The sequence below is a fragment of the Sphingobium sp. WCS2017Hpa-17 genome, assembly GCF_031843765.1.
GTDB lineage: Bacteria > Pseudomonadota > Alphaproteobacteria > Sphingomonadales > Sphingomonadaceae > Sphingobium.
This window is the reverse complement of the sequence record NZ_JAVTIV010000031.1, coordinates 15,127-34,854: the sequence shown is the minus strand read 5'-3', so window position 1 is coordinate 34,854 and position 19,728 is coordinate 15,127. Positions and strand designations below refer to the sequence as shown.

General features: G+C 60.5%; 19 protein-coding genes and 2 pseudogenes. 12 read left to right on the top strand and 9 right to left on the bottom strand.

Annotated elements, in window-relative coordinates; all coding sequences use genetic code 11:
• Window positions 1-47: 47 nt before the first annotated feature.
• Both RQH62_RS22940 and RQH62_RS22935 read right to left on the bottom strand, forming a co-directional pair.
• Window positions 48-380: a hypothetical protein gene (locus tag RQH62_RS22940; protein WP_311270968.1), complete on the bottom strand. Its 333-nt coding sequence runs from the start codon at window positions 378-380 to the stop codon at window positions 48-50.
• 50 nt (window positions 381-430) lie between these two features.
• Window positions 431-895 (bottom strand): cupin domain-containing protein, encoded by a 465-nt coding sequence (locus RQH62_RS22935; RefSeq protein ID WP_311270967.1) that lies wholly within the window; start codon window positions 893-895, stop codon window positions 431-433.
• Window positions 896-1,193: 298 nt separating this feature from the next.
• Here RQH62_RS22935 and RQH62_RS22930 point away from each other — a divergent pair, with 298 nt between their 5' ends.
• From RQH62_RS22930 to RQH62_RS22920, 3 genes are all read left to right on the top strand, one after another.
• Window positions 1,194-1,388, top strand: a complete 195-nt coding sequence (locus RQH62_RS22930; RefSeq protein WP_311270966.1) for a ferredoxin — start codon at window positions 1,194-1,196, stop codon at window positions 1,386-1,388.
• A gap of 14 nt (window positions 1,389-1,402) precedes the next feature.
• Window positions 1,403-2,629 (top strand): cytochrome P450, encoded by a 1,227-nt coding sequence (locus RQH62_RS22925; RefSeq protein ID WP_311270965.1) that lies wholly within the window; start codon window positions 1,403-1,405, stop codon window positions 2,627-2,629.
• 252 nt (window positions 2,630-2,881) lie between these two features.
• Window positions 2,882-3,781 carry a LysR family transcriptional regulator gene (locus RQH62_RS22920; RefSeq protein WP_311270964.1) on the top strand — a complete coding sequence of 300 codons (900 nt, stop codon included), beginning with the start codon at window positions 2,882-2,884 and terminating at the stop codon, window positions 3,779-3,781.
• Window positions 3,782-3,951: 170 nt separating this feature from the next.
• On the opposite strand, the pseudogene RQH62_RS22915 reads toward RQH62_RS22920, so the two are convergent.
• A pseudogene (locus RQH62_RS22915) lies at window positions 3,952-4,512 on the bottom strand (transposase); the annotation flags it as partial.
• 168 nt (window positions 4,513-4,680) lie between these two features.
• On the opposite strand from RQH62_RS22915, the pseudogene RQH62_RS22910 reads away from it, so the two are divergent.
• Both RQH62_RS22910 and RQH62_RS22905 read left to right on the top strand, forming a co-directional pair.
• A pseudogene (locus RQH62_RS22910) lies at window positions 4,681-4,957 on the top strand (transposase); the annotation flags it as partial.
• A 14-nt stretch (window positions 4,958-4,971) separates the two neighbouring features.
• Window positions 4,972-5,322 carry a transposase gene (locus RQH62_RS22905; protein WP_311270963.1) on the top strand — a complete coding sequence of 117 codons (351 nt, stop codon included), beginning with the start codon at window positions 4,972-4,974 and terminating at the stop codon, window positions 5,320-5,322.
• Here the strand turns inward: RQH62_RS22905 and RQH62_RS24995 are convergent.
• From RQH62_RS24995 to RQH62_RS22890, 4 genes are all read right to left on the bottom strand, one after another.
• Complete coding sequence (locus RQH62_RS24995) at window positions 5,306-5,542, bottom strand: DUF418 domain-containing protein (protein ID WP_405053586.1); 237 nt, start codon at window positions 5,540-5,542, stop codon at window positions 5,306-5,308. The two genes, RQH62_RS22905 and RQH62_RS24995, sit on opposite strands and share 17 nt — an antisense overlap.
• Entirely contained in the window at window positions 5,506-5,775 is a 270-nt protein-coding gene (locus tag RQH62_RS22900) for a hypothetical protein (protein ID WP_311270962.1), read from the bottom strand. Before RQH62_RS22900 ends, RQH62_RS24995 begins: the two co-directional genes overlap by 37 nt.
• Before the next feature lie 471 nt (window positions 5,776-6,246).
• On the bottom strand, window positions 6,247-7,230 hold the full coding sequence (locus RQH62_RS22895) for a hypothetical protein (protein WP_311270961.1): 984 nt from the start codon (window positions 7,228-7,230) through the stop codon (window positions 6,247-6,249).
• 298 nt (window positions 7,231-7,528) lie between these two features.
• Window positions 7,529-8,593 (bottom strand): hypothetical protein, encoded by a 1,065-nt coding sequence (locus RQH62_RS22890; protein WP_311270960.1) that lies wholly within the window; start codon window positions 8,591-8,593, stop codon window positions 7,529-7,531.
• A gap of 535 nt (window positions 8,594-9,128) precedes the next feature.
• Here RQH62_RS22890 and RQH62_RS22885 point away from each other — a divergent pair.
• Window positions 9,129-12,422: a hypothetical protein gene (locus tag RQH62_RS22885; RefSeq protein WP_311270959.1), complete on the top strand. Its 3,294-nt coding sequence runs from the start codon at window positions 9,129-9,131 to the stop codon at window positions 12,420-12,422.
• Between the two features lie 3 nt (window positions 12,423-12,425).
• Here RQH62_RS22885 and RQH62_RS22880 read toward each other — a convergent pair whose 3' ends face one another.
• Entirely contained in the window at window positions 12,426-12,587 is a 162-nt protein-coding gene (locus RQH62_RS22880) for a hypothetical protein (protein ID WP_311270958.1), read from the bottom strand.
• Window positions 12,588-12,834: 247 nt separating this feature from the next.
• On the opposite strand from RQH62_RS22880, the gene RQH62_RS22875 reads away from it, so the two are divergent.
• From RQH62_RS22875 to RQH62_RS22850, 6 genes are all read left to right on the top strand, one after another.
• Complete coding sequence (locus RQH62_RS22875) at window positions 12,835-13,596, top strand: hypothetical protein (protein ID WP_311270957.1); 762 nt, start codon at window positions 12,835-12,837, stop codon at window positions 13,594-13,596.
• 36 nt (window positions 13,597-13,632) lie between these two features.
• Window positions 13,633-14,508, top strand: coding sequence for a 3'-5' exonuclease (locus RQH62_RS22870; protein ID WP_311270956.1), 876 nt, complete (start codon window positions 13,633-13,635; stop codon window positions 14,506-14,508).
• The gene (locus tag RQH62_RS22865; protein ID WP_311270955.1) at window positions 14,489-15,229 is read left to right on the top strand and encodes a MobA/MobL family protein; all 741 of its coding nucleotides are present in this window, start codon (window positions 14,489-14,491) and stop codon (window positions 15,227-15,229) included. The genes RQH62_RS22870 and RQH62_RS22865 overlap by 20 nt, the downstream gene beginning before the upstream one ends.
• 129 nt (window positions 15,230-15,358) lie before the next feature.
• Window positions 15,359-16,348, top strand: a complete 990-nt coding sequence (locus RQH62_RS22860; RefSeq protein ID WP_311270954.1) for a hypothetical protein — start codon at window positions 15,359-15,361, stop codon at window positions 16,346-16,348.
• Between the two features lie 420 nt (window positions 16,349-16,768).
• Window positions 16,769-17,680, top strand: a complete 912-nt coding sequence (locus tag RQH62_RS22855) for an alpha/beta hydrolase (RefSeq protein WP_311270953.1) — start codon at window positions 16,769-16,771, stop codon at window positions 17,678-17,680.
• Window positions 17,677-18,690 (top strand): LacI family DNA-binding transcriptional regulator, encoded by a 1,014-nt coding sequence (locus RQH62_RS22850; RefSeq protein ID WP_311270952.1) that lies wholly within the window; start codon window positions 17,677-17,679, stop codon window positions 18,688-18,690. Before RQH62_RS22855 ends, RQH62_RS22850 begins: the two co-directional genes overlap by 4 nt.
• A gap of 17 nt (window positions 18,691-18,707) precedes the next feature.
• Here RQH62_RS22850 and RQH62_RS22845 read toward each other — a convergent pair whose 3' ends face one another.
• Complete coding sequence (locus RQH62_RS22845) at window positions 18,708-19,697, bottom strand: alpha/beta hydrolase fold domain-containing protein (protein ID WP_311270951.1); 990 nt, start codon at window positions 19,695-19,697, stop codon at window positions 18,708-18,710.
• Window positions 19,698-19,728 lie beyond the last annotated feature (31 nt).

Below are 19,728 nucleotides of genomic sequence, written 5' to 3'. Positions count from 1 at the left end.
GGAGCGTCAGATACGGCACGATCAGCGACCATTCTTCATCGGAGACATCAGACGGATAAGGCTTGCGGAAACATTCCATACAAGCCTTTGAATCCATTCAGACTCGCAAGTCCATAACAGCCTCTAGGCCGATCGGCATTACGTCCGATCAGAAGCGGCGCGAAATAGGTGTCGATCGCGACCTTGATCCCTTCCGGGCTCTCCTCGCCATAGGCAAGCCCGCCTATCGTGGTCGCTTCTCCCAAGCCGACCGATCCATCGGAACAATGGATCTGGACGAGGCAGAGCGTCTGCGTGTGCATGGTGGCCACCGCCAAGACATGCGGGCGGATGGTTGGGACATCGAGAAGGATAGTCTCGATATGCTCGATTTTGATCATAGCGATACCTTGAAAGAGGAAGTGCAAGGACAGAGCGCGCGAGGACGATTTTACGCGCCAGCCTTGTTTCTCCATGCCTCCGGGGGATCGCAGGGCACTGTACCCAGATCCGCCGGGACGGAGACTTCGAGCACGTCAAAATCCTCCGAAATGTCGATCTCGGCGTGCTTGTAGCCGCCAGGGATGAAGCCGGTGTCCCCGGCGTCGAGCCGCAAGGTGCTGCCATCCTCGAGCTGGAAGACGATATAGCCTTGCAACACGTAGAAAAACTGCATCTCGCAGACATGATAGTGCCAATCCGTGCCCTGCGTCTGCCCGGTCACGATGATGCGCTGCGCGCGCATCCTTCCGTCTGTGGCTTCGGTGACGCCAAAGTCGAGATAGTCCATCCAGTGGCGCCGTCCCTTGAGTATCGGGAGGCTCTGGCTGTGGGCTGCGGCGAATCGAAAGCCCTCATCCTTTCCTAGTTTTCCAGGTTGGCGTGAAGGCGCGCGCGCCGCTTGTTCTTCAACCATCTTCCTTTTTCCCTCTCAAAAATGGCGTCATTCGTGACCGAGCAAATACAGGCTCAGTCAGTGCGTGTACGTTTAGCGTACTACATGCCCGCTATGCGTCTGGCAATATTTCACATTGAGGGGAGGGGGCAGCGATCCTGAGGCTGCGGGTTGGTCGTCGGCGGCTCCCAGACTTGACGAGCGAGACTTCAAGCGCATATATGACCGCATAGCGGGCATTATGTACGCCTAGCGGTCATTCATGTGGCCGGTATCGAGAGAGATCGCCTGGGCGATGCCAATTTGCAGGGAGGGTTTAATGAAGGTCAAAGTGGAAGCCAGTTGGTGCGTCGCCAGCGGTTCCTGCGTACTCGCGGCACCCAAGGTCTTCGACCAGGATGAGAATGGCGTTGTCGTTCTTATCGAAGGCTCGCCCGGCCCGGAACTTCAGGAAAGCGTGCGCACGGCAGCGTCCGTCTGCCCCAGCGCCGTCATTACAATCCAGGAAGACTGAGAAAGAAAATGAGCATGTCCGACGAGCCTATTCAATTTCCTCCGCCGCGCAGCATGAAATGCCCGTTCGATCCGGCCCCTGTTCTGACCGATCTACAGCGCTCCGAAGGTATAGCGCGGGTGAAGATTTGGGATGGAAGTGAGCCCTGGCTGATTACGCGCCATGCGGACGTGAAGGCGGTCTTCATGGATGAAAGCCGCATAAGTGCCGATCCGGACAAGCCAGGCTATCCAGAACAGAATGCCGGCTACAAAGCGACCGTGGGCGCCGACCGTTCGCTTCGGACACTCGACAATCCGGAGCATGACAAGCAGAAGCGTATGGTGATGGGGAGCCTATCGGCTCAAGCGGTAGAAGCGATCAGACCCAAGATACAGGAGACTGTTGATGGTCTGATCGACGCGATGCTGAAACGAGGTCGATCAGCCGATCTGGTGGCCGATTTCGCCGGGATCATCCCGATGATGGTGCTGTGCGAATTGATAGGCATTCCTTACAAGGATCGCGACTTTTTCGCTGAGAATGTGGAGATCAGCTTCTCGCATTCCTCAACGCTGGAGGAAGCGCAAGCAGCGGCAGATGCGTTCTTCGATTATCTCGACAAGGCGGTTGATGAGAAATTGGCCACGCCGGACGATGCCCTGCTGAGCCGTCTCGTACATCAACAGATGCAAATTGGCCGATTAACGCGCATGGAGGTCAAGGAGATTACGCGCTCCCTCGTTTTCGCTGGGACGGAAACGACCACCTCCGCTATCAGTCTCGGCATGTTGACGTTGATGCGTCACCCCGAGCAGTTGGCTGAAATCGCCGCCAGTGAAGATCGTCGTTTTCTCAACAAAGCCGTTTACGAGTTGATGCGCTACCTTGGTATCACCCACACTGGTCGCCGCCGAGCAATCACTGCGCCGGTGGATGTGTGCGGCCGCACTCTTCAACCGGGCGAGGGCGTGATCATTGCGAACACGTTGGCAGACCGGGACGAGGCAATCTTCCCCGAGCCGGACAAATTCGACATCCATCGGGAAAACGCCAACGCCACGCTGGCATTTGGTTATGGCATCCATCAATGTCCTGGCCAGTATCTTAGCCGTGTCGAACAGCAGGTCGTGCTTGGCACGCTTCCCAAGCGCATTCCCTCGTTGCGCCTTGCAATTCCGTTTGAGGAAGTACGCTTCAAGGAGACGGGCACGATGTACGGTCTGCATGATCTGCCTGTCGAATGGGATCTGCCGGCCTGATTTGTCGCGAGGAATTGGAGAGAACGGGCGGTTCGCCCGGCTCTCTTTCCTTGAGAACGAATGATCCTGTTCATGGCAATGTCGCTATGCAGCCGGTTCCGCTGGCTTCTTCGATGCTGAAAAGAAGCAATGCGGAGCCGCCGCTTGCCTCTCGATCGGCCACCATGGCCTTAAGCGATCCCCCAGCTGAGGTTACAAAGTTTAGTGACGCCAATCATTGCAGTTCCAGCCCGGTAAACGCTAATAAGAGCGATGCTTGACCGCAGAATCAATCATGTGGTGGCGATTGCCCATGCCGGGTCGTTCACCAAAGCCGCGCAGACGGTGGGGATATCGCAGTCCGGGATCACTAAAAGTGTTGCGGACCTCGAAGATGAACTCGGAATATCGCTCTTCTATCGTACAGCGCGCGGGGCGACGCTGACGGAAGAAGGACGCGACTTCATCGAGCGGGCTGAGCGGCTGCTGGATGATGCACGTATGCTCATGGCTGGCAGCCATGAGCGCCGCGACATTTTTGCGCAGACGCTCCGCATAGGCGTCTGTCCGTCCTCGCTTGAATCGCTGTTGGTGGAAACGTTGGCGAGCCTGCTTGCTCGCCACCCCAGTATCCGGTTCGACGTCGTCCGCTTAACCTTCGAACATGCCGCGCAGCTCCTGCGGACAGGCGCAATCGACATCGGCATAGGTTTCGAGGAAGCCTTTTCGGAGTGGGGTGAGTTCAAATGCGAGAACATCGCGGCAATGCGCCTGAGTTTCTTTGTGCGCAAGGGGCATCCTATCCTGAATGTAGAACGCGTGTCTGCGGAGGAACTCGGTCCCTATAATGTAATCTTGCCAAGCGATTCTCGTCCTTACGGCCCGGCCATACGTGCGTTGCTAGGGGAGCATGGCGATTGGCGTCGGCGTTTGCATGTCATCGATTTTTTCCCGATTGTCACACGTATTGTACAGACATCCGACACCATAGGTCTTGCTCGATTAGGCTTTACCCAAACGGCGGATTTTGCGGACATGTTCGCGCATGTTCCCGCTGATCATCTACTACCGCAAATGCGTCTGTGCTGCGCCACTCGCGCCCGTCGCGAGCCGAGTCCTGCGGTGCGGGCAATGATACAAGCGCTTCGTGAAAACTTGTCTCCAGAGCTGTAAGCCGCCGCGCGCACTTTCGGGATGTTGGCTTCCATAAGCGCAGTTCCGCTAGGAACAGCGAAGCTACAGTATCGCTCCGGTGAGGGTCGCCTTGTGGTGATCGGCTGATATTTCGAGATGGTACGTAAGCGCCAAAACCTTCCCAGTAAGCGGGACCTGGAGACCGCAGATCAGGCGGCTGCGGCGATCGGTTGCTGATCGGTCCGCCAGTTCCACGGCATGAGTTCATCCCAGCGGGTAGCAGGCCAGTTGCCAGCGATTCTGGCGATGACGTCGGCGATATAGGCCTGTGGTTCGAGGCCATTGAGTTTGGCGCTCTCGATGACGGAATAGATGGCAGCGGCGCGATCGCCGCCTGCTTTTGATCCCGCGAACAACCAGTTTTTGCGACCCAGGGCCACGCAGCGCATGGCGCGCTCGGCTATGTTGTTATCGATTTCCAGACGTCCATCATCGAGATAGCGCGTCAGAGCGACCCAGCGCTTGCGACCATAGGCAATGGCCTTGGCCATCTCGGATTTGGGCGAAAGGCGGCGCAGGGCATCGTCGAGCGCCTGGCGCAGTTCGTCGATCAGCGGCTTAGTGCGGTCCTGTCGGCTTCGTCGTCGGATATCGGGCTGGTGGCCGCGAACCTCCGCCTCGATCTCATAGAGTTGGCCGATGCGTTCAAGCAGATCAGTGGTGAGCGGTGTCGGCTTGGTCGCATGAATGTCGAATATCTTGCGCCGGAAATCCTCGATCTCGTCCGACACCCGCCACCTCGCTAAAAGAGCGGCAATCATCCCGGCGAATGGGCACCGCGCAAGGCGGCCCTCAGGCCCCGCTTACCCTTCCCACATTTTCGTAGCTACTGATCTGTCTATGTTTTGCCCCTCATCCGCTATGCGACTACCCGCTAGGACGGCCTCGTCCGCTTCATCGAAGATGGCCGGATCGAACTCGACACCAACACTGTCGAGCGATCAATCCGCCCCCTGGCTTTGAATCGAAAAAATGCCCTCTTTGCCGGCTCCGACGGGCGGCGATAACTGGGCGGTCATCGCCACGCTCACCGAAAACTGCAAGCTGGCCGGCATCAATCCCCACGATTGGCTGAATCAGACACTGACTGCGCTCGCCAACGGCCACCCCGCCAATCGCGTTCATGAGATCATGTCCTGGATCCACGTGGCCTGAGAACACCGCTTACTATGGATGCCATTCCAGCGGGACCGGGCCGCCGCCGCTGGTCGGCCGAGGCCAAGGCCCGGATCATAGCGTCGAGTTTTGAGCCCGGCGCCAACATCGCGGAAATCGCACGGACGCATGGGCTGCTGCCGCAGCATCTTTATGCGTGGCGGCATGACAGCATTCCAGGCAAGCGCTTGGCCAGCAAAAAGCTGGGCTTCGTTCCGGTGGTGGTTGAAGATGCGGGCGGCACCGTCCCGGCTAATGGTGGAGGCGATGAAATCGTGAACCCCCCCATTCGCCTAATTTTGCCGATGGTGTTGAGTGAAGAGCAGGATGCCACCGAGCGGGACAGCATCAACCCTTACGAATAGGGATCACATGTCCAAGCATGAGGCAGCGCCACACCCACTCGAGTGGCCCCATCGTGAACCGGGAGAGCCAAAGCGGAGACCAACTGAGCTGCAGGATCCACACCATGATTGTGATCGCCCAAAGGCCCGGCCGATCAATCTGTCCCATCAGGGCGCCGCGTCCGCCGTAGAAGCTTGAGGTCATCAGGACCGACTGGGCGATGTAGTTGGTGACCGCCATGTGGCCCGCCGCGCCCAGTGGCGCCAACAGGCGGTGTCGTCCTGCCCGAAGGATGAGGACCAAATCCTGCCGAGCGGGGCGAACTCTCCGCCGCGGGCGTTGGTGAAGACGACATCAATCTGGCGGTGCCGCTGCTGGACGGCGTCATAGAGCCGGTCGATATCGGCCAGATTTCCCATATCACCGCGTACGCCGGTAGCCGTCTTGATATGCGTGAGAATTGTGTCAGGCATCGTCATCTTCCAGCTAGGCTGGCCAATGCGAGCAATCGTCGAGCCTGGACTCCGGCCACGTCCTGATGCCGTCGGCATGACAAAAGCACCGAAGGACCAATCCTTCGCGGGTCCACATCGCCATCGGGCAGTGCTGCCGGCAAATGTTGGTTGCAGCAGGCCGTTCAGTGACGGGTGCCGCGCTGATCATGCGATCAAGATACTCGCGAACCCCCTTGTCGTCATGGTCTCGTGCGCGGACCCAGCTCGTGCAGTCTTCGATCACCAGGCGGGGCCATGTAAGAAACCGACCCTCTTGGCATAGGCATCGCAGCGTCTCTCCTTCGCGTACCCAGTGTGCCTGATCGCAATTCTGTCGACAGGCCATCCACACCGGCGGCTGTTTTTCCGGTGGGACTGCTGCAATCATGGCTTCCAGATGTGCGCTGCGATCGGCAGGCGCACCAGCACTGGTAGTATCCGGGCCCTCGCTCATGGCTCCACTCCGCCCTTGGCGGTTTCGTAAGTTTGCAGGATCTGGCAGAGTGCGCCGATCGCTGCGCGGGATAGGGTGGAGGCATCGCCGCCGGTAATGGTCCAGCCACTGTGGTCGGCACGCGCCGTCGCGATCAGGCTTCCGTCAAGGGAGCGCATTTCACAGGCGCCATTGCGCCACGGGCTGATGGCAAAGCTGGTCCCAACACCATCGACGGCTCTGACGATCTTCTTGAACAGGGCAGGGGCCTTCAGTCGTGCGTTGGTTGCGCGGGCCTCTTGTGCAACCACTTCCTGCGCCACCGCGCGCTGTTGTGGATCAGACCAGATATCGACGATCCGTCCTGCTATTTCCGCGTTCGAGATCGAGAAGGGGTCGATGCGCTCAAGAAGGCCGGGGTCGAGTTCGCCGATTTTGGCGATCTTGCTGAAGCGACCCTCCCAGCGCTTGAGGTCGATCTGCTCGGCGCACATCCATGCGCGCCGACCGCCATATTTTGCTGTGCATCCGCGAATGTAACAGGATTGTTCGTAAAGCGATGGCGTGCACGGACCGTTCAGCATCGCATTGAGGAGCGCTGGGCCAGGGGGCTCAGCTACGACGATGACCATCAGGGTGACAGGCTCGGCCTCATCTCTGGCCAGGGCAAGCGCCGCCAGGATCAGCGGCAGTTCGGTCAAAACGCTGTACCGGCCATCTGCCGACGCGGTAACGATCGGAAAGGCGCTTTGCGGTCGACCAAGATACAGATCGCTCCGTGCAGCCGCTGCCGCCTCGGCATGGCAGGTCGAGAGTTCGTCGAAGCTCATGCTGAAGCGCTCGTCGATGGTCAGCACGGTTGCATCGACCGAGATAGCGATGCCTGGCTGCTGTGGGTCCATGACCGGCGGCGGCTCTGCACCTTCTTCATTATTTGGCGGGGTATCCGGTTCGAACATTGGCAGATCGAGCGGAAGGAAAGGGGCAATATTCGTTTTCATGATTTTGCTCGCATTGGCTGACCAGAGGTCAGTGTGGAACCTAACGGCGCTTGCACTGGTGCAAGTCGTCAGGGTCCGGCGAAGCGCGCGGGCGCGGCGACTAGAATGCGCCATATAAGGAACACGGATCGCTCACCGGTTGGAACTGACTGGTGAGCTGAAAAATTTTTAAGCAGTCGTTGGAAAAGCGCTGCCACCATCGTCCAGAGCATAGCCATCGCCAAAGCCCTGGCGCGGGCTAACGCGCAGGCGGGGAAGACATGGGCACCGCGGTAGAGCCAGGGGAGGAGAACGCGGATCATCGCGCTGCCTTGTCCACCTGGATTTCAGCGGGGGTGCGCTCGGCGAGTGCGCGTAATGCGCCCTGCATCGCCGGATGGTTTCGGACGCGACCGAAGGCATTCACAATATCCGGCTTGGAGACACCTCGCTTGAGACCGTAGCGGTCGCCGCCCACTCGATCGATTGCCCAGTGGTGCTTCCTGCAGAATTCGGCGACGGTGGCGATCGCCCGTCTCGTGGCGTCATCTATTGGTGTGTCCTCACTTTCAACGGGTTCATCGGAAGGCGTAAGCGAGAGGGCAGCCGCTTCGATGAGGTCGTGCTCTGCCTCGGCCACTATCGATCCGGGAGCCACATGTTCGTCATGCGCGTTGGGTTCGGTATTGGTTACGCGATGGGATGCGGCCGTATCTGCCTCGCGCATCGCAGCCAACTGATCGGTCAGCCAGCGGTCGAACATGTCGCTGCTGGCCGGATCGATCAGCCGCGCATGGATAATCCGAACCGCCTTCGATGCGTGACCCGATCTGATGATGGTATCGAGTAGCGACACCGCCTTGTTGCGATTGACCGGCGCCTGACGCAGCGCGTGCTGTTCGTCCTCGCTGAACTCGCTAAGCCTGAACGGAATGGCGGCCGTCCGCGCCTTCACCATCGGCCGGTCTATTGGCGGCCGCTTGGCCGGTGGCAGAGCGATCACCATCTCGCCGTAGAAGCGCCACACGATGGTAAGACGCCCCAGCGCCCATTCCATCTCGCTGATCCGCAAGCCACTGGCCGGGTCAGCCAGATAGGCATCATGCGCTTCGATATAGGCAGCCTCCGCGCGACGCAGCTGGCTGATGACCGGTTCCAGCTTGAAGCCAGGGTTGGCGGCCAGCTTGCGCAGTTCGCCAGGGATACGCACGTCGCTTGCGGCGTGTGCGCAGATAGAAAACACAGTCAGCTTGCGCTGATCCTCAGGCGCCAGCCTGCTGATCGCGTCGCGCAGTCGCTGCTCGAGGCTGATGATGCGGTTCTCACTTTCGACAAGACCCGCCAGAAGCCCGTCGACCAGGGCTGAGGACACAGGATATTGCATGAACTACCTCCCCTTGGCTTATAGGTTAGAGGTAAGCTCAATCTATCGCACGCTGGGGTCGTTTCGTCGCAGAAAGGGCCTGAATAACAGGTGTGCGCATCAACGCGGGTATCGCACGAGCACTTACAATATCTGATCTCCATCCATGCGCGATCCGCCAATATCTGGCAAGCACGCGGATATCGGCGAGAGGACAGTGATATCCTGTACGCACCTGAGTGTCCGCTTGAATACCAATTTAGGATATTGAGCATAACATGCCAGTATCATAGGCGGTTACTAAGGGCATATCGGCGAGATGTATTCAATATCTAGTAGTAATTATCAATATATCCAATATTATGTTTCGATATCTGAAATATTGCATAATTTTTATTTGCGCAATACGCTAACCAGAATTGTTCTGTTTAGCATCGCGGTGTAAACTAGGATCGATCGTGACACGGGTTCACTCGGACGGAGCCAAGTGGGCGCCTGCCGCGGGCTTTTTAGGGTCGGCGCCGTCAAACATACGGCCCGACAAGGGCTGGTCCATATGGCGACTTTACAGGAGTTCAGGAAGCGGTCGGCGCGCCGCATCATCCTGGGCGAGATACCCGAGGATCTCGAGATGATCGAGAGCGACTGGCTATTGCGGTTGATCCGTCAATATGTGCCCAAGCAGCGTGACGGCATCGAACGGCACCGCGAGCGGGGACGGAGGCAAGCGTTCCAATATCCTGCCATGTTCCATGTGCCGGGTGCGCCAAGGACGACGCGGCCGGTGTCCGCTAACGGCCATGTCACGTTCCACTTTGCGAAAAACTGCGTCGTGGGTCGGGAGGCCGGTGCGTTCGATCATTATAGCGCCCGCAAGGCAGCCATCGCGGCAATGACTGGCCAAGAGATCGACAGCGGCGAAGGCCAGTCTGCGACGTTGGAGATGCAGGAACTGGAGGACCACGCCGCACGCCTCGATCATTATGCGCAAGGCCATGGCGGCGATCCCGGCCATGCGCCGGAAGGATTCACTAATCTCTCCCAGGACGAAGAGGTGCGTAAGGTTCAGTGGCGCGCAATAGAAGCACATGAGCGCGGAACCCGCGCGAACCCTGACGGCAAGGGGCCCGGCATCACGTTGTTCTATGATCGGGCGCCGAGCTTGTTTGACGCCGCCGCGACCGATCCGGCGTGTCCTGACGGCTTGCGCCGTGTCATCGCCCGTGAGCAAAAGCGTGCCGCCAAGGGCAAGCCGTTTTCGGCCAGCCGCGCCGCGCGCGGCTCGCGCTGGACCGACGAAAGCGCTTTTGCCACCTATGGCTGGCTGAAGACCCACACACTCTGGCCGTACGAGGGGGATGGCAGCGCGCCGGTCGCCAAGGTCAGCGAGGGGCGGGCGGTGCAGACCCATCTGGCGGGCGAGGGCGAATATCATCGCGACATGGATGCTGCCGCCCGCGCACGCGTGCGGATGGGCCTTGTCGCGTTCGTTCAGGATCAGGCCAATGAACCCGTGCAGCGCGGAGATGGGTCGTTTATACCGATGACTATATTCGACCACCGCCCCGATGGTCTCAATGATGCGAGGAACCTCCATTATCATTTTCTGATGGGCACCCGTCGCGCGAAAGTCGGTACGGATGGCGCACTGATCTTCGACGATCGCAAGGTCGATGCCATCACCCGGCAGGATTGGCTCGATCGGATGCGGGGCGAAATCGCCCGGCTGACCAATGTTGAACTGGCCAGCATCGGGGCATCGGAGCGCTTCCATCCTGGCACGCTGGTAGAGATGGGCGCGGCGCAGGTCGATGCGGATATTGCGCCTATGCAGAAGCTACATGGTCGGCGGACCGTACTCGAACGGGCCGGCTTCTCCACCGACCTTGGTCTTGGGAACGATCTGGAGGGATGGCGTCGCCGGTTCGCAGCGGCAGACCGCGTGCATGCTTCCACCGTTGCCGGGATCGAACGGGATTTTTCAGGGGAGGTGCGCAAGGCAGCACGCGCACAGGCGCTCGAAGCTGCCCATCTGCGCCACGAGGCCGCGCATATTGCCATATTGGTTGAGATAGCCCGCAGCCGTGCGGATCAGACCGCGCACTATGCTCCCCATTACGCAGAAGCGGCGAAGTCGACCGAAGCGGCAAAGGGATGGGAGGCGCGGGGCGTTGAGGCCAAGGCGTGGCTCGCCCGGCTGGACATCGAGCTCGCGCCGGAGCGCGCCGGCCTTGCCGAGCGCTTTACCAGAGCCGAGCAGATCGAGGCGGCCCTCAAGGCGCCGCATGTGGAACCAACCATTGCAGTGAGCGCAACTGAACTCCGCGCGCCGCGCGCCCGGTCGATTGAAACTCAGTCAGCGCCAAACCTGGCCGACCTCCACCGCGCTGTAGACCTCATCGCCAAAGCGCCGCTCTATATTAGCCAGCGCGCTAACGGCGCGTTGTTCATTGCGGGTAAGGACGACCCAGAGGGACTGGTCTATGGCCATGACCTCTCCCCGGTACAGAAACGACTTGGCGCGCTCCGCGCCGTCCAGGCGCGCGAACTTGCACCGGTGCAAGCCTATGCCCGCAAGCATGGTATGAGGGCGTTGTACGATCGCCAGTCACCACAAAGCAGCGCCTGGCTGCAGGATGCGATCACCAGATGGCGCGATACGCCAGTCATGCACCGTTGGGCGACCGGGCAAGGCATGAGGGTTGCCCCAGTGCCCGTGATGCCGCGCGTTCCTGCGGCCATGCTGCGGCGAGGAGCGATCCGCTTTCTCGACGACATGCCTTCGTTGGCGGACCTGCCCGCGCTCGATGCCATTCCGTCCATGGCGGATATGCGCAGCCTGGACGAGATGCCGACAGCGCAGGACCGGACACGTCGCGATGAACCCGGCGCCGATAGCCTGGCTGCGAAGCGGGATGCAGGGCGACCGAACCTCACACCGGTCGATGATCCAGACTTTGCATTGCCGCCGCTCACGCTTGCAGAATGTTTTGAACGGCCCATGAATGACATGCCGACCGCCAACCAGCTTTCCACCCTGTTCCTGGCGATGGAGCGCATACCGCTCCGACTGGTCGACTATCATGGGCGTTTGCGGATCGACCGCCGCGACGATCCGGATGGACTCATCAACGACAAGGTGATCGCGCAGCATGGGATACAGCAGCGGCTGCGACATGTGCAGCGCCAGCGCGACGTCGGGATCGCAGCGCCGCCGGTCGCGCCAGCCGTGGTCGCAGCGTGGCATGCCAGCGGCGTCGATGCCTTCGCCGCCGACGTCACGGCGTTTGATCATATATTTGTTGAGCCACATGGGAGCCATGCGCCGTCAGCGGGATCGCCGCTCCATGCCGCGTTGGGCGGAAACGCGCATTGGCTCGGTCGCGACGATGTGAAGGCCCGGCTTGCCGCCTGCTATCATTATCAACGGATGGTCCGGCAGGACATCCTGTTCGATCTTGTGCGCGATGCTGACCCCGATCCCGGGCGCAAGCGGGGGCGGCCTGCATCGACACCGCAGGAGCGCATGCGTCATGCCGAGGATCCGGTGCTTGCGCGCGAGCGTGCATGGCTTGTTGACGGCGCGGTCCGCCATGAACGCCGCGCCATCGGCAATCGCCTTTTCGCTGCGACCATGGCCGCGATCAGCGCCGGGGAATCACCTGAAACCCTGTGCATCCTTGCCGACGCCGCGCGCGCCCAGCCCAACTATCGCGACATTGCCGGCGCGCTGCCGGACATTGCGCGCAAGATCCATGCGGTGAGCAGCGCGCCTGCACGCGGCATCTATTTTGAACGGCCGTGCCGGCGTCAGGGCCGCGATCGAGATCCAGGCCGCACGCTGCGCTGACGACTATTCTGTTGGCTCTGTAACCGACAGCGCCGCTTCGATCATTGCGGCAAGCGCATCTTCTGCCCGCTGCCGTTCTTGCATGTCCCTCGACGCCAACTCGTGCCGAACCCAGTCGGGCGCTTTTCGCAGAACGGATTCGACGGTGGAACGCAGGGTGGTCATGGTTACACCGTGCCCGGCACGGACGATCCCGTCCAGTACCATCCTCCCTTCTGCGTCCCGATCTCAAACATAGCTGCTTCCTGACGGCTCGAACGGCTTCCATGGGGCCGTCATAGGGAAGGCGGCAGCGCATCCGTGCGCGCCAGGAAGCCCGGCTGGCGCGGGCGGGAGTGAAGATCAGGATAGAGCGGAAAAAAGATAAGTGTCCGCTGTCGCGTCCTGGTCTTCCTCACGGAAGGAACCAGTCATGAATGTAAACTCTCCCATCATCCAGTCCATCGGCCTTGCCTGTGTGCCGCTGCACGACATGCCGGCGAAGACCGGCGGGCTTGGCCGCAAGCCGGTGGCGGCCGCCGTCGTGACGCTTCAGGAGCGCGACGATGGCCAATGCGATATTATTGGCGCGCGCATGTCCGACGCCATGGACATGGAATTTCCGCTGGCGTGGCGGATCGAGCAGGAACTCATGCCGAACGCACTCACCATCGTCAGCGCCGAGGATCGCGCGATCCTCGGCGCCGAGGCGGCGGCGCGCCGCTTCTTCGTCGAGCCCCGGCTCGCCAGGGTCTGCGCGGGAAAGAATGTGGTCGATCCTTGCTCCATGCTGGGCGAGGGCGGCGTCGATGAGCAGGCGCTCGGCCGGCGCTTGTCGGTGCCGACCAGCTTTGTCTCGGACAAGGATGTGCAGGCGCATTGGAGCCGTCATGCGCCACAGGCGGCCGAGGAAGTTGCTCTGGCGCGGGCGGTCGGACGCATGATCCTCTGGGCAAATCTGGAGGCGTTCCGAACGTCGGAACCCCGTCCTTTCTTCCGGACATTGCTTCCCTTGCAGACATGGATGTATGACCAGGCCGAGCGTGCGCCCAGCCTCTATCGCATGGCGACCGCGCGCCCGCTGATGCGTGCGGCAAGCTTCGCTGCCGAATGGCGCGCCTATGAAGAGAAGAAGGCACAGGGAGATCCAGATGCCAGCTGGGTCTCGTTCGAGATCGGCCTGTTCCACAGCTGAGCACCGCTCAGTGCCTTTTATCACAAGGATAGCATCATGACCCACAATATCGTCGCGGCGCAACGCGCCGCAGCGCTTCTCGACGCACATCCCGACTACAGGGTGCTGCGCGCCCTGCCGCCTGTGAACCAGCTTGTCTTGCCCGAGCCTGAGGGCAAGACGTTCACCGCCATCATCCTCGATACCGAGACCACCTCGCTAGATCCTGCCACAGGCAGGATCATCGAACTGGCGCTTTGCCCGGTGCGGTTCGACCAGCGCGGACGGATCGTCGGCATTGGAGCCATAGAGGACTGGCTGGAAGATACTGGCGAGCCCCTCTCGGCAGACATCAGGAAGCTGACCGGGCTGACCGATGAAGACCTGGCCGACCAGCGCATCGATGACAATGCGGTCCTTGGGCATCTGACCACGGCGCAGCTTATCGTCGCACACAATGCCCGGTTTGATCTGGGCTGGATCGAAGCCAGGTTTCCGAGCGCCGGCCCTCTGCGCTGGGCTTGCTCGATGAGCGAGATCGATTGGGTGGGCCATGGATATGAGGCCAGAAAGCTTGGCGGCCTGCTTGCTGACGCCGCCGGATATTTTAACCGGCGGCATCGCGCCGACAATGACGTTGCTGCGCTTGTCGCGCTGCTCACCACTGCGCTGCCACCAGGATACACGGCATTTGCCGAGATGCTGTTCACGGCAGCGAAGCCGACAGCCCGCATCATTGCCGAGCGCGCGCCTTATGCGGCCCGGGCTCGCCTCAAACAACGCAGCTATCGTTGGGACGATCGCCGCAAAGCCTGGTGGCGCGAGGTGCCGGAGGACGAACGTGACGCCGAACTTGCCTGGCTCAGGGCTGAGGTCGGCGGGACTGCACCCATCGCAACCACAATCACATGGTTTGAGCGCCACCGCGCCTGACTGGCATCACCACCATCATCACGAAATCCGCGGCGCGTTGCCGCTGGACCCACGGCCCTGTGCGGCCATCACTACATATGAAGGAACACGAATGTCGACCATCCATCTCGATCGCCCGTTCAACCTGCGCTATGCCGTCCATGCACGGACCGGCAATTATACGCCCGAGCTCCTCCAGACCCATCGCACGGCCAAGCGCAGCTTCCTCTATATCAACCGCCTCCATGGCGTGGACGATTTTGGTCCGGTTCCGGACTGGTCGGTCCGCAATGACCTGGTGGCCAGCGGCCGGTGCGCGCCGCAGCGTGCGACCACCAACCCGACGCTCGATGGTGTGCGCCTATGGGAGCAGGCGGATGCGCATGCGCGCGCCTTCCGGCCCGAAGAACCGGCCTGCGCTCATGCGGTATGCTCCTTGCCACAAGGCGAAGACGTCAAGGGATGGCGCAACCTCATCGAGGGATTCGCCGAAGACTATTTGACGTCGCAGGGCATGGTGGTGGACTGGGCGATTCATCATCGCGCGGAAAGTGAAGTCCTGCCAGCGATCGCACCGCACGCGCACCTGCTTATTACAACGCGGGTTTACGATCCGGTGCGGCCCGACTGCGGCAAGATTCGCCAGACCTGGATTCGGACCGAGCGGGCGCGCAAGACCCTGGCCGAGAAATGGTGGGCGCGGGCCGGGATCATTCCGCGCGCCTATGCGATGGCGGCATGATCAAGGCGGGGAGGGCAGGGCGAGCCTCAGTTCTGCTCTCTCCCAAAATGCCGCTTGGTGCGATCCGGGCACTGTCCTAAGAGCATGAGGGGGCGCTGATGCCTTCCCTCCAATGGGAAGGCAAAGATCATGACCAACAGCATAGTGCGTGACGCCAGCGGGCTGGAGAACCGGACCGATCGGTTCCTACTCCGTGTGCAAGCAGCATTCACCAATATGCAGCGCGTTGCATATCCACGAATATCCGGAGTGAGGAAAGATGATTTCCTGGATGACATCGAAATCATGGTCGAGGTGGCACCCGGCCTTATCATGATCGAGAGCCCGAATGTGGCCCGCATCGATCTGTCAGCGGCAGACTATCCGGAGCTGGTTGGCGAGGCGTTGCACATCCGTGCGTGCAGGATCGCGCAGCAGGCGGACTATTGGCTCGCCCGCAAAGCCGCGATCCTCGCGGAAATCGAACCGGTTCTGGCGGCTGCCCAGCAAGAAGGCCTGCCAATCCGAATGCAGCATATCTATCTGTTCGATGCGCGAACGATCGGGCACCATGCGGATTGCGATTTTCTGCTCGTGGTCGAGACGCTGGACGATAGGCTCCGGCCGGTCGAGCGGGAGGTATCGATCGAACCAGGTGAAACATTTTGCGACGCTATCGCGCGGCAGGTCGATGCCGTTCGCCCATGTGCCCAAAAACGGCAGGCGTTGCGTCAGCATCAGGCCGACGGCACGGTCGATCGGTTCACGCTCAATGTAATCGCAAAATATGGTGATGTTGCGCAGTGCCTGCGTGCGCTCCGCGACAAGTCCGAGTTGGTTGTGGGATATGCGACCTACCTGTTCTGGGAGGAGGGGCATGTCTGGTCATCCCGTCAGGATCATCCCGCATTCAACTGGTCGGGCAGAACGCTTACGGTCCAAAACCAGGTTCTGCCGGAGACTGTTTGCGCGCGGGCCGTCGGCGCATCAGTTACAAAGGTCTACCCCCACAAGTTGCTGTCCGATGACATGCTGGTGAAAGAAATCGTCAATTGCAATCACGACCCCTTCAAGTTCCTGCTGATCGATATCGATGCACCGGTCCTGCATTTTGATAGCCGGTCGGGGAGGGTGTGGTGAGAGGGCTGAAAATGAGGCCGCAATCGACCCTTCCCGGTCGTTCAGCACCCAATTTAACGCTCCCAGGTGCGGACCGGCAGCTTTCCCATTCTAGAGGCCCAAGACTGGCCGTTAGGCGAATGTCCGGATTGGAGCCCGGTTGCGTAGACAGCTGACGTTCACGCGGTGTCGGCTTACAACCCGCTTCAGCCATCGCCGTTCGCTCGGCAACTGTCCGATCGAGGCGATACCAGTCGCTTTTAAGCAAATTAGCCGCCTAAAACAGTGCGCGCTTTGTGAGCAGTCATACGCTTACAAACCTCGTACCGAGATCAGGTGTTGCTCGCGCCAAGTCCATTCTAACGCCGCTGTGGACCTATTGCATTTGTCCCGATGATGCGACATTGATCCCTGAATGCTATCGATGTCATTGGGCTTAGAATGTTAGACAAGGAAATCGCGGAGCTGCTCGAAGCCGGCATGGGCGAGCCCTTGGTCCTCGAGGAAAATCTACTTCCCGCGATGCGCGATGCTATGAATCAGGCGGGGGCGTCGCTCCCAAGTCCTTGGGTGGCGGTTTCTGATCATAGCGCGGATGGCGTACCAGTGCGGCTATACAAACCCCATCGTCCGCCTGCCGACAATTTGCCTTTATTGATATTCTTTCATGGGGGAGGCTGGATGCTCGGTGGCATCGAGAGCCACGATGCGCCTTGCCGTATGATTGCCGATAGGGTGGGCTGCGCCGTTCTGGCGGTGGCGTACAGGCTCGCTCCCGAACACCCGTTCCCGGCTGGCCTGGATGACTGCGCGAAAGCTTTCGCGTGGGCTGCGGAACAGGCTGACATTCTGGGATACGACCGGGAGCGAATCGCGCTTGGTGGAGAGAGCGCTGGTGCAAACCTATGTGCCGCGCTCACGATCCGCTTGCGAGATCAGCGTCGGGCCCAGCCGGCATTTCAGTTTCTGGTACACCCTGCCACCGACCTGACTCTTTCCCAGCCTAGCATAGGAGAAGTTTCCGTGCCTGGCATGACCAGGCAGTATCTTGAAACATGCGTAGAGTGGTACGTTGGAGATGCAGACGCGGCAGCGCCGCTTGTGTCTCCACTGTGCTGCTCCGATCTATCGGACCTTCCTCGGACCATTATCTATTCGGCGGAGGTTGATCCACTGCGGGACGACGGAGAGCATTATGCGCTGGCGCTCGCCCGCGCCGGGAATGAAGTACTCGTGCAGCGGCTGAAGGGCCTGCCCCACGGTTTTATGTTCCTGCCCTCTTCGCTCGGGGCGGTGGACCGCGCATTCGACGTGCTAGCGGCGAGCCTTAAAACCTATTTTGGTGGCCGATGAGCGTCCCCGCAAAAAGGAGCGATGCCAGCGGTCGTCCGACCATGGCGATGGTCGCGGAATTGGCGGGCGTGTCCAAGATTACGGTTTCTCGCGCGCTCAATGGCAGTGCTCTGGTACGCCCGGAAGTGCGTGAGAAAATCGCCAGCGTGGCGCGCGAGGTGGGCTATCGCATGAATTCGGCCGCGCGTTCCCTGCGCACGCGGCGATCTCAAACCATCGCGATGGTCATCGAGCGCTTGGTTGCCGGCGATCGACCTATCTCAGACCCGCTACTGCTCTCCATGATCGGCGGCTTGCTGGAAAGCCTGACACCAGCTGGCTACGCCATGCTGCTCACGACGAGCGATCACTATCTCGATCACAATGCGATTGACGCGGACGGCATCGTCATGCTGGGACAGGGGATCAAGGGCGAGCGCGTCAAGCCGATCGCGAGCTCCGGTCTGCCGCTGGTTATCTGGGGAGCGGTGAGCGCGGCCAATGGCCTCCCTGTGATCGGTAGCGACAATCGCGAGGGCGGGCGACTTGCCGCGGCCCATCTTGTCGAGAGAGGGCGCCAAAGGCTTCTGTTTCTCGGCGATCCTCTTCATCCAGAGGTTGGCGAGCGTCAGGAAGGGGTTCGGGATGTCGTCGCGGCGACGACGGCGGCTCTCGTCGGAAGCATCGCATGCGAGTTTTCGCGCGCCGCCGGCGCTGCGGCCGTGCAGCAAGCACTGGACGATGGCCTTGCCTTTGATGCGATCATCGCGGCGAGCGACTTCATCGCGGCCGGCGCCTGTGATGCTCTGATCGACAGGAACATCCGAGTGCCCGACGAGATCGCTATCACGGGTTTCGATGATATCGCGGTCGCCGCGAGTAACCGCCCCCCGCTCACCACGGTCAGGCAAGATTGGTCAGCCGCTGGGAGGCTATTGGGCAAGACAATCCTGCAATTGGTGGCAGGAGAAGAGACGATCTGTTCAACCACGGTCCTGCCGGTGGAGCTCATTGTGCGTCAGAGCAGCTAGAGTCAGCTGCCCTCCTCCTATCGCAAATGACGATTGAAGAACTCAGCCAGCGTGGCGAAAACCTCTGCGGACTCCGGAAGATCGACGTCGACATGATGCGAATGCCACATGCCATCGAACAGGGTTAGTTCCGCTTCTCGGCCAGCCGTCCTGAGGCGCCGGTGCATCGTTGCGACTGAGCTTGCAGCAAAATCCCTGGTGCCGCTGATCAGCAATGAAGGGGGAAACTGCGCCAGCACAGCGGGATGTTCGCCCGGAAAAACCAACGGATCCTCGGGGTCAGTGCCAACAAAATAGGACAGATTGTGCAGGCATCGTACCGACGCCGCGTCCTGCGTTCCATTCACTAGCGCTGCCAATTCGAGCGTGTCGCCGCCCAGCTCGAGACCTGCCGCATGAAGCATGGCAATCGCGTCGGGCAGGCGGTCGCCCCGAGCGATCATGCGCGATACCACCTGCGCCGTCAGCACCGCACCTGCGGAACAACCGTAGATGCCAAGCTTCAGGTCGGGATTCTCGGACCGCAAATTGTCAATCACGGTCAGCACGTCCTCGACGGCGCAAGGATAAGCATGTTCGGGAGCAAGGCGGTACTGCACGGCAAGAACGGGGAGCTTCGCAACAGCTGCGACAGGTACGGCTTCAATCAGCGCGCCCGCGCCATTCCCCCACATGAACGCCCCGCCGTGAAGACAAATAAGAAGCTTGTCCCGATTCGCGGAGCTGTGGTTCACAAGGTAAGCGGGGACCCCGCCGACCATCGATGATTGAACATCGACCGGATAATCACGGGTCGCGACATCCAGGCGGGCCGAATTGATGCAGTCATAATGGACGCGCAGCTCTTCGACGCTGGCATTGGGGGGCGGCGATTCGGCCTTGATAGCCTCGAACCTCGCCTTCGCCTGCGCACTCACCCATCGGGCAAGAGGCGGCGACGTCGTACCAAAGGCGTCCGAATTGATATCGGTGCCATTTTGATATGCCTGTCTATTACTTGCACTCATGACGGCTCATGCCCTCCCATTGACATCGATA

Coding starts and splice junctions, on each gene's coding strand:
- RQH62_RS22900 (WP_311270962.1), bottom strand. CDS start 5,775: ATGCCTGACACAATTCTCACGCATATCAAGACGGCTACCGGCGTACGC.
- RQH62_RS22855 (WP_311270953.1), top strand. CDS start 16,769: ATGTTAGACAAGGAAATCGCGGAGCTGCTCGAAGCCGGCATGGGCGAG.
- RQH62_RS22935 (WP_311270967.1), bottom strand. CDS start 895: ATGGTTGAAGAACAAGCGGCGCGCGCGCCTTCACGCCAACCTGGAAAA.
- RQH62_RS22875 (WP_311270957.1), top strand. CDS start 12,835: ATGAATGTAAACTCTCCCATCATCCAGTCCATCGGCCTTGCCTGTGTG.
- RQH62_RS22895 (WP_311270961.1), bottom strand. CDS start 7,230: ATGAAAACGAATATTGCCCCTTTCCTTCCGCTCGATCTGCCAATGTTC.
- RQH62_RS22885 (WP_311270959.1), top strand. CDS start 9,129: ATGGCGACTTTACAGGAGTTCAGGAAGCGGTCGGCGCGCCGCATCATC.
- RQH62_RS22880 (WP_311270958.1), bottom strand. CDS start 12,587: ATGACCACCCTGCGTTCCACCGTCGAATCCGTTCTGCGAAAAGCGCCC.
- RQH62_RS22940 (WP_311270968.1), bottom strand. CDS start 380: ATGATCAAAATCGAGCATATCGAGACTATCCTTCTCGATGTCCCAACC.
- RQH62_RS22890 (WP_311270960.1), bottom strand. CDS start 8,593: ATGCAATATCCTGTGTCCTCAGCCCTGGTCGACGGGCTTCTGGCGGGT.
- RQH62_RS22930 (WP_311270966.1), top strand. CDS start 1,194: ATGAAGGTCAAAGTGGAAGCCAGTTGGTGCGTCGCCAGCGGTTCCTGC.
- RQH62_RS22860 (WP_311270954.1), top strand. CDS start 15,359: ATGACCAACAGCATAGTGCGTGACGCCAGCGGGCTGGAGAACCGGACC.
- RQH62_RS22925 (WP_311270965.1), top strand. CDS start 1,403: ATGTCCGACGAGCCTATTCAATTTCCTCCGCCGCGCAGCATGAAATGC.
- RQH62_RS22920 (WP_311270964.1), top strand. CDS start 2,882: ATGCTTGACCGCAGAATCAATCATGTGGTGGCGATTGCCCATGCCGGG.
- RQH62_RS22870 (WP_311270956.1), top strand. CDS start 13,633: ATGACCCACAATATCGTCGCGGCGCAACGCGCCGCAGCGCTTCTCGAC.
- RQH62_RS22850 (WP_311270952.1), top strand. CDS start 17,677: ATGAGCGTCCCCGCAAAAAGGAGCGATGCCAGCGGTCGTCCGACCATG.
- RQH62_RS22905 (WP_311270963.1), top strand. CDS start 4,972: ATGGATGCCATTCCAGCGGGACCGGGCCGCCGCCGCTGGTCGGCCGAG.
- RQH62_RS24995 (WP_405053586.1), bottom strand. CDS start 5,542: ATGGCGGTCACCAACTACATCGCCCAGTCGGTCCTGATGACCTCAAGC.
- RQH62_RS22845 (WP_311270951.1), bottom strand. CDS start 19,697: ATGAGTGCAAGTAATAGACAGGCATATCAAAATGGCACCGATATCAAT.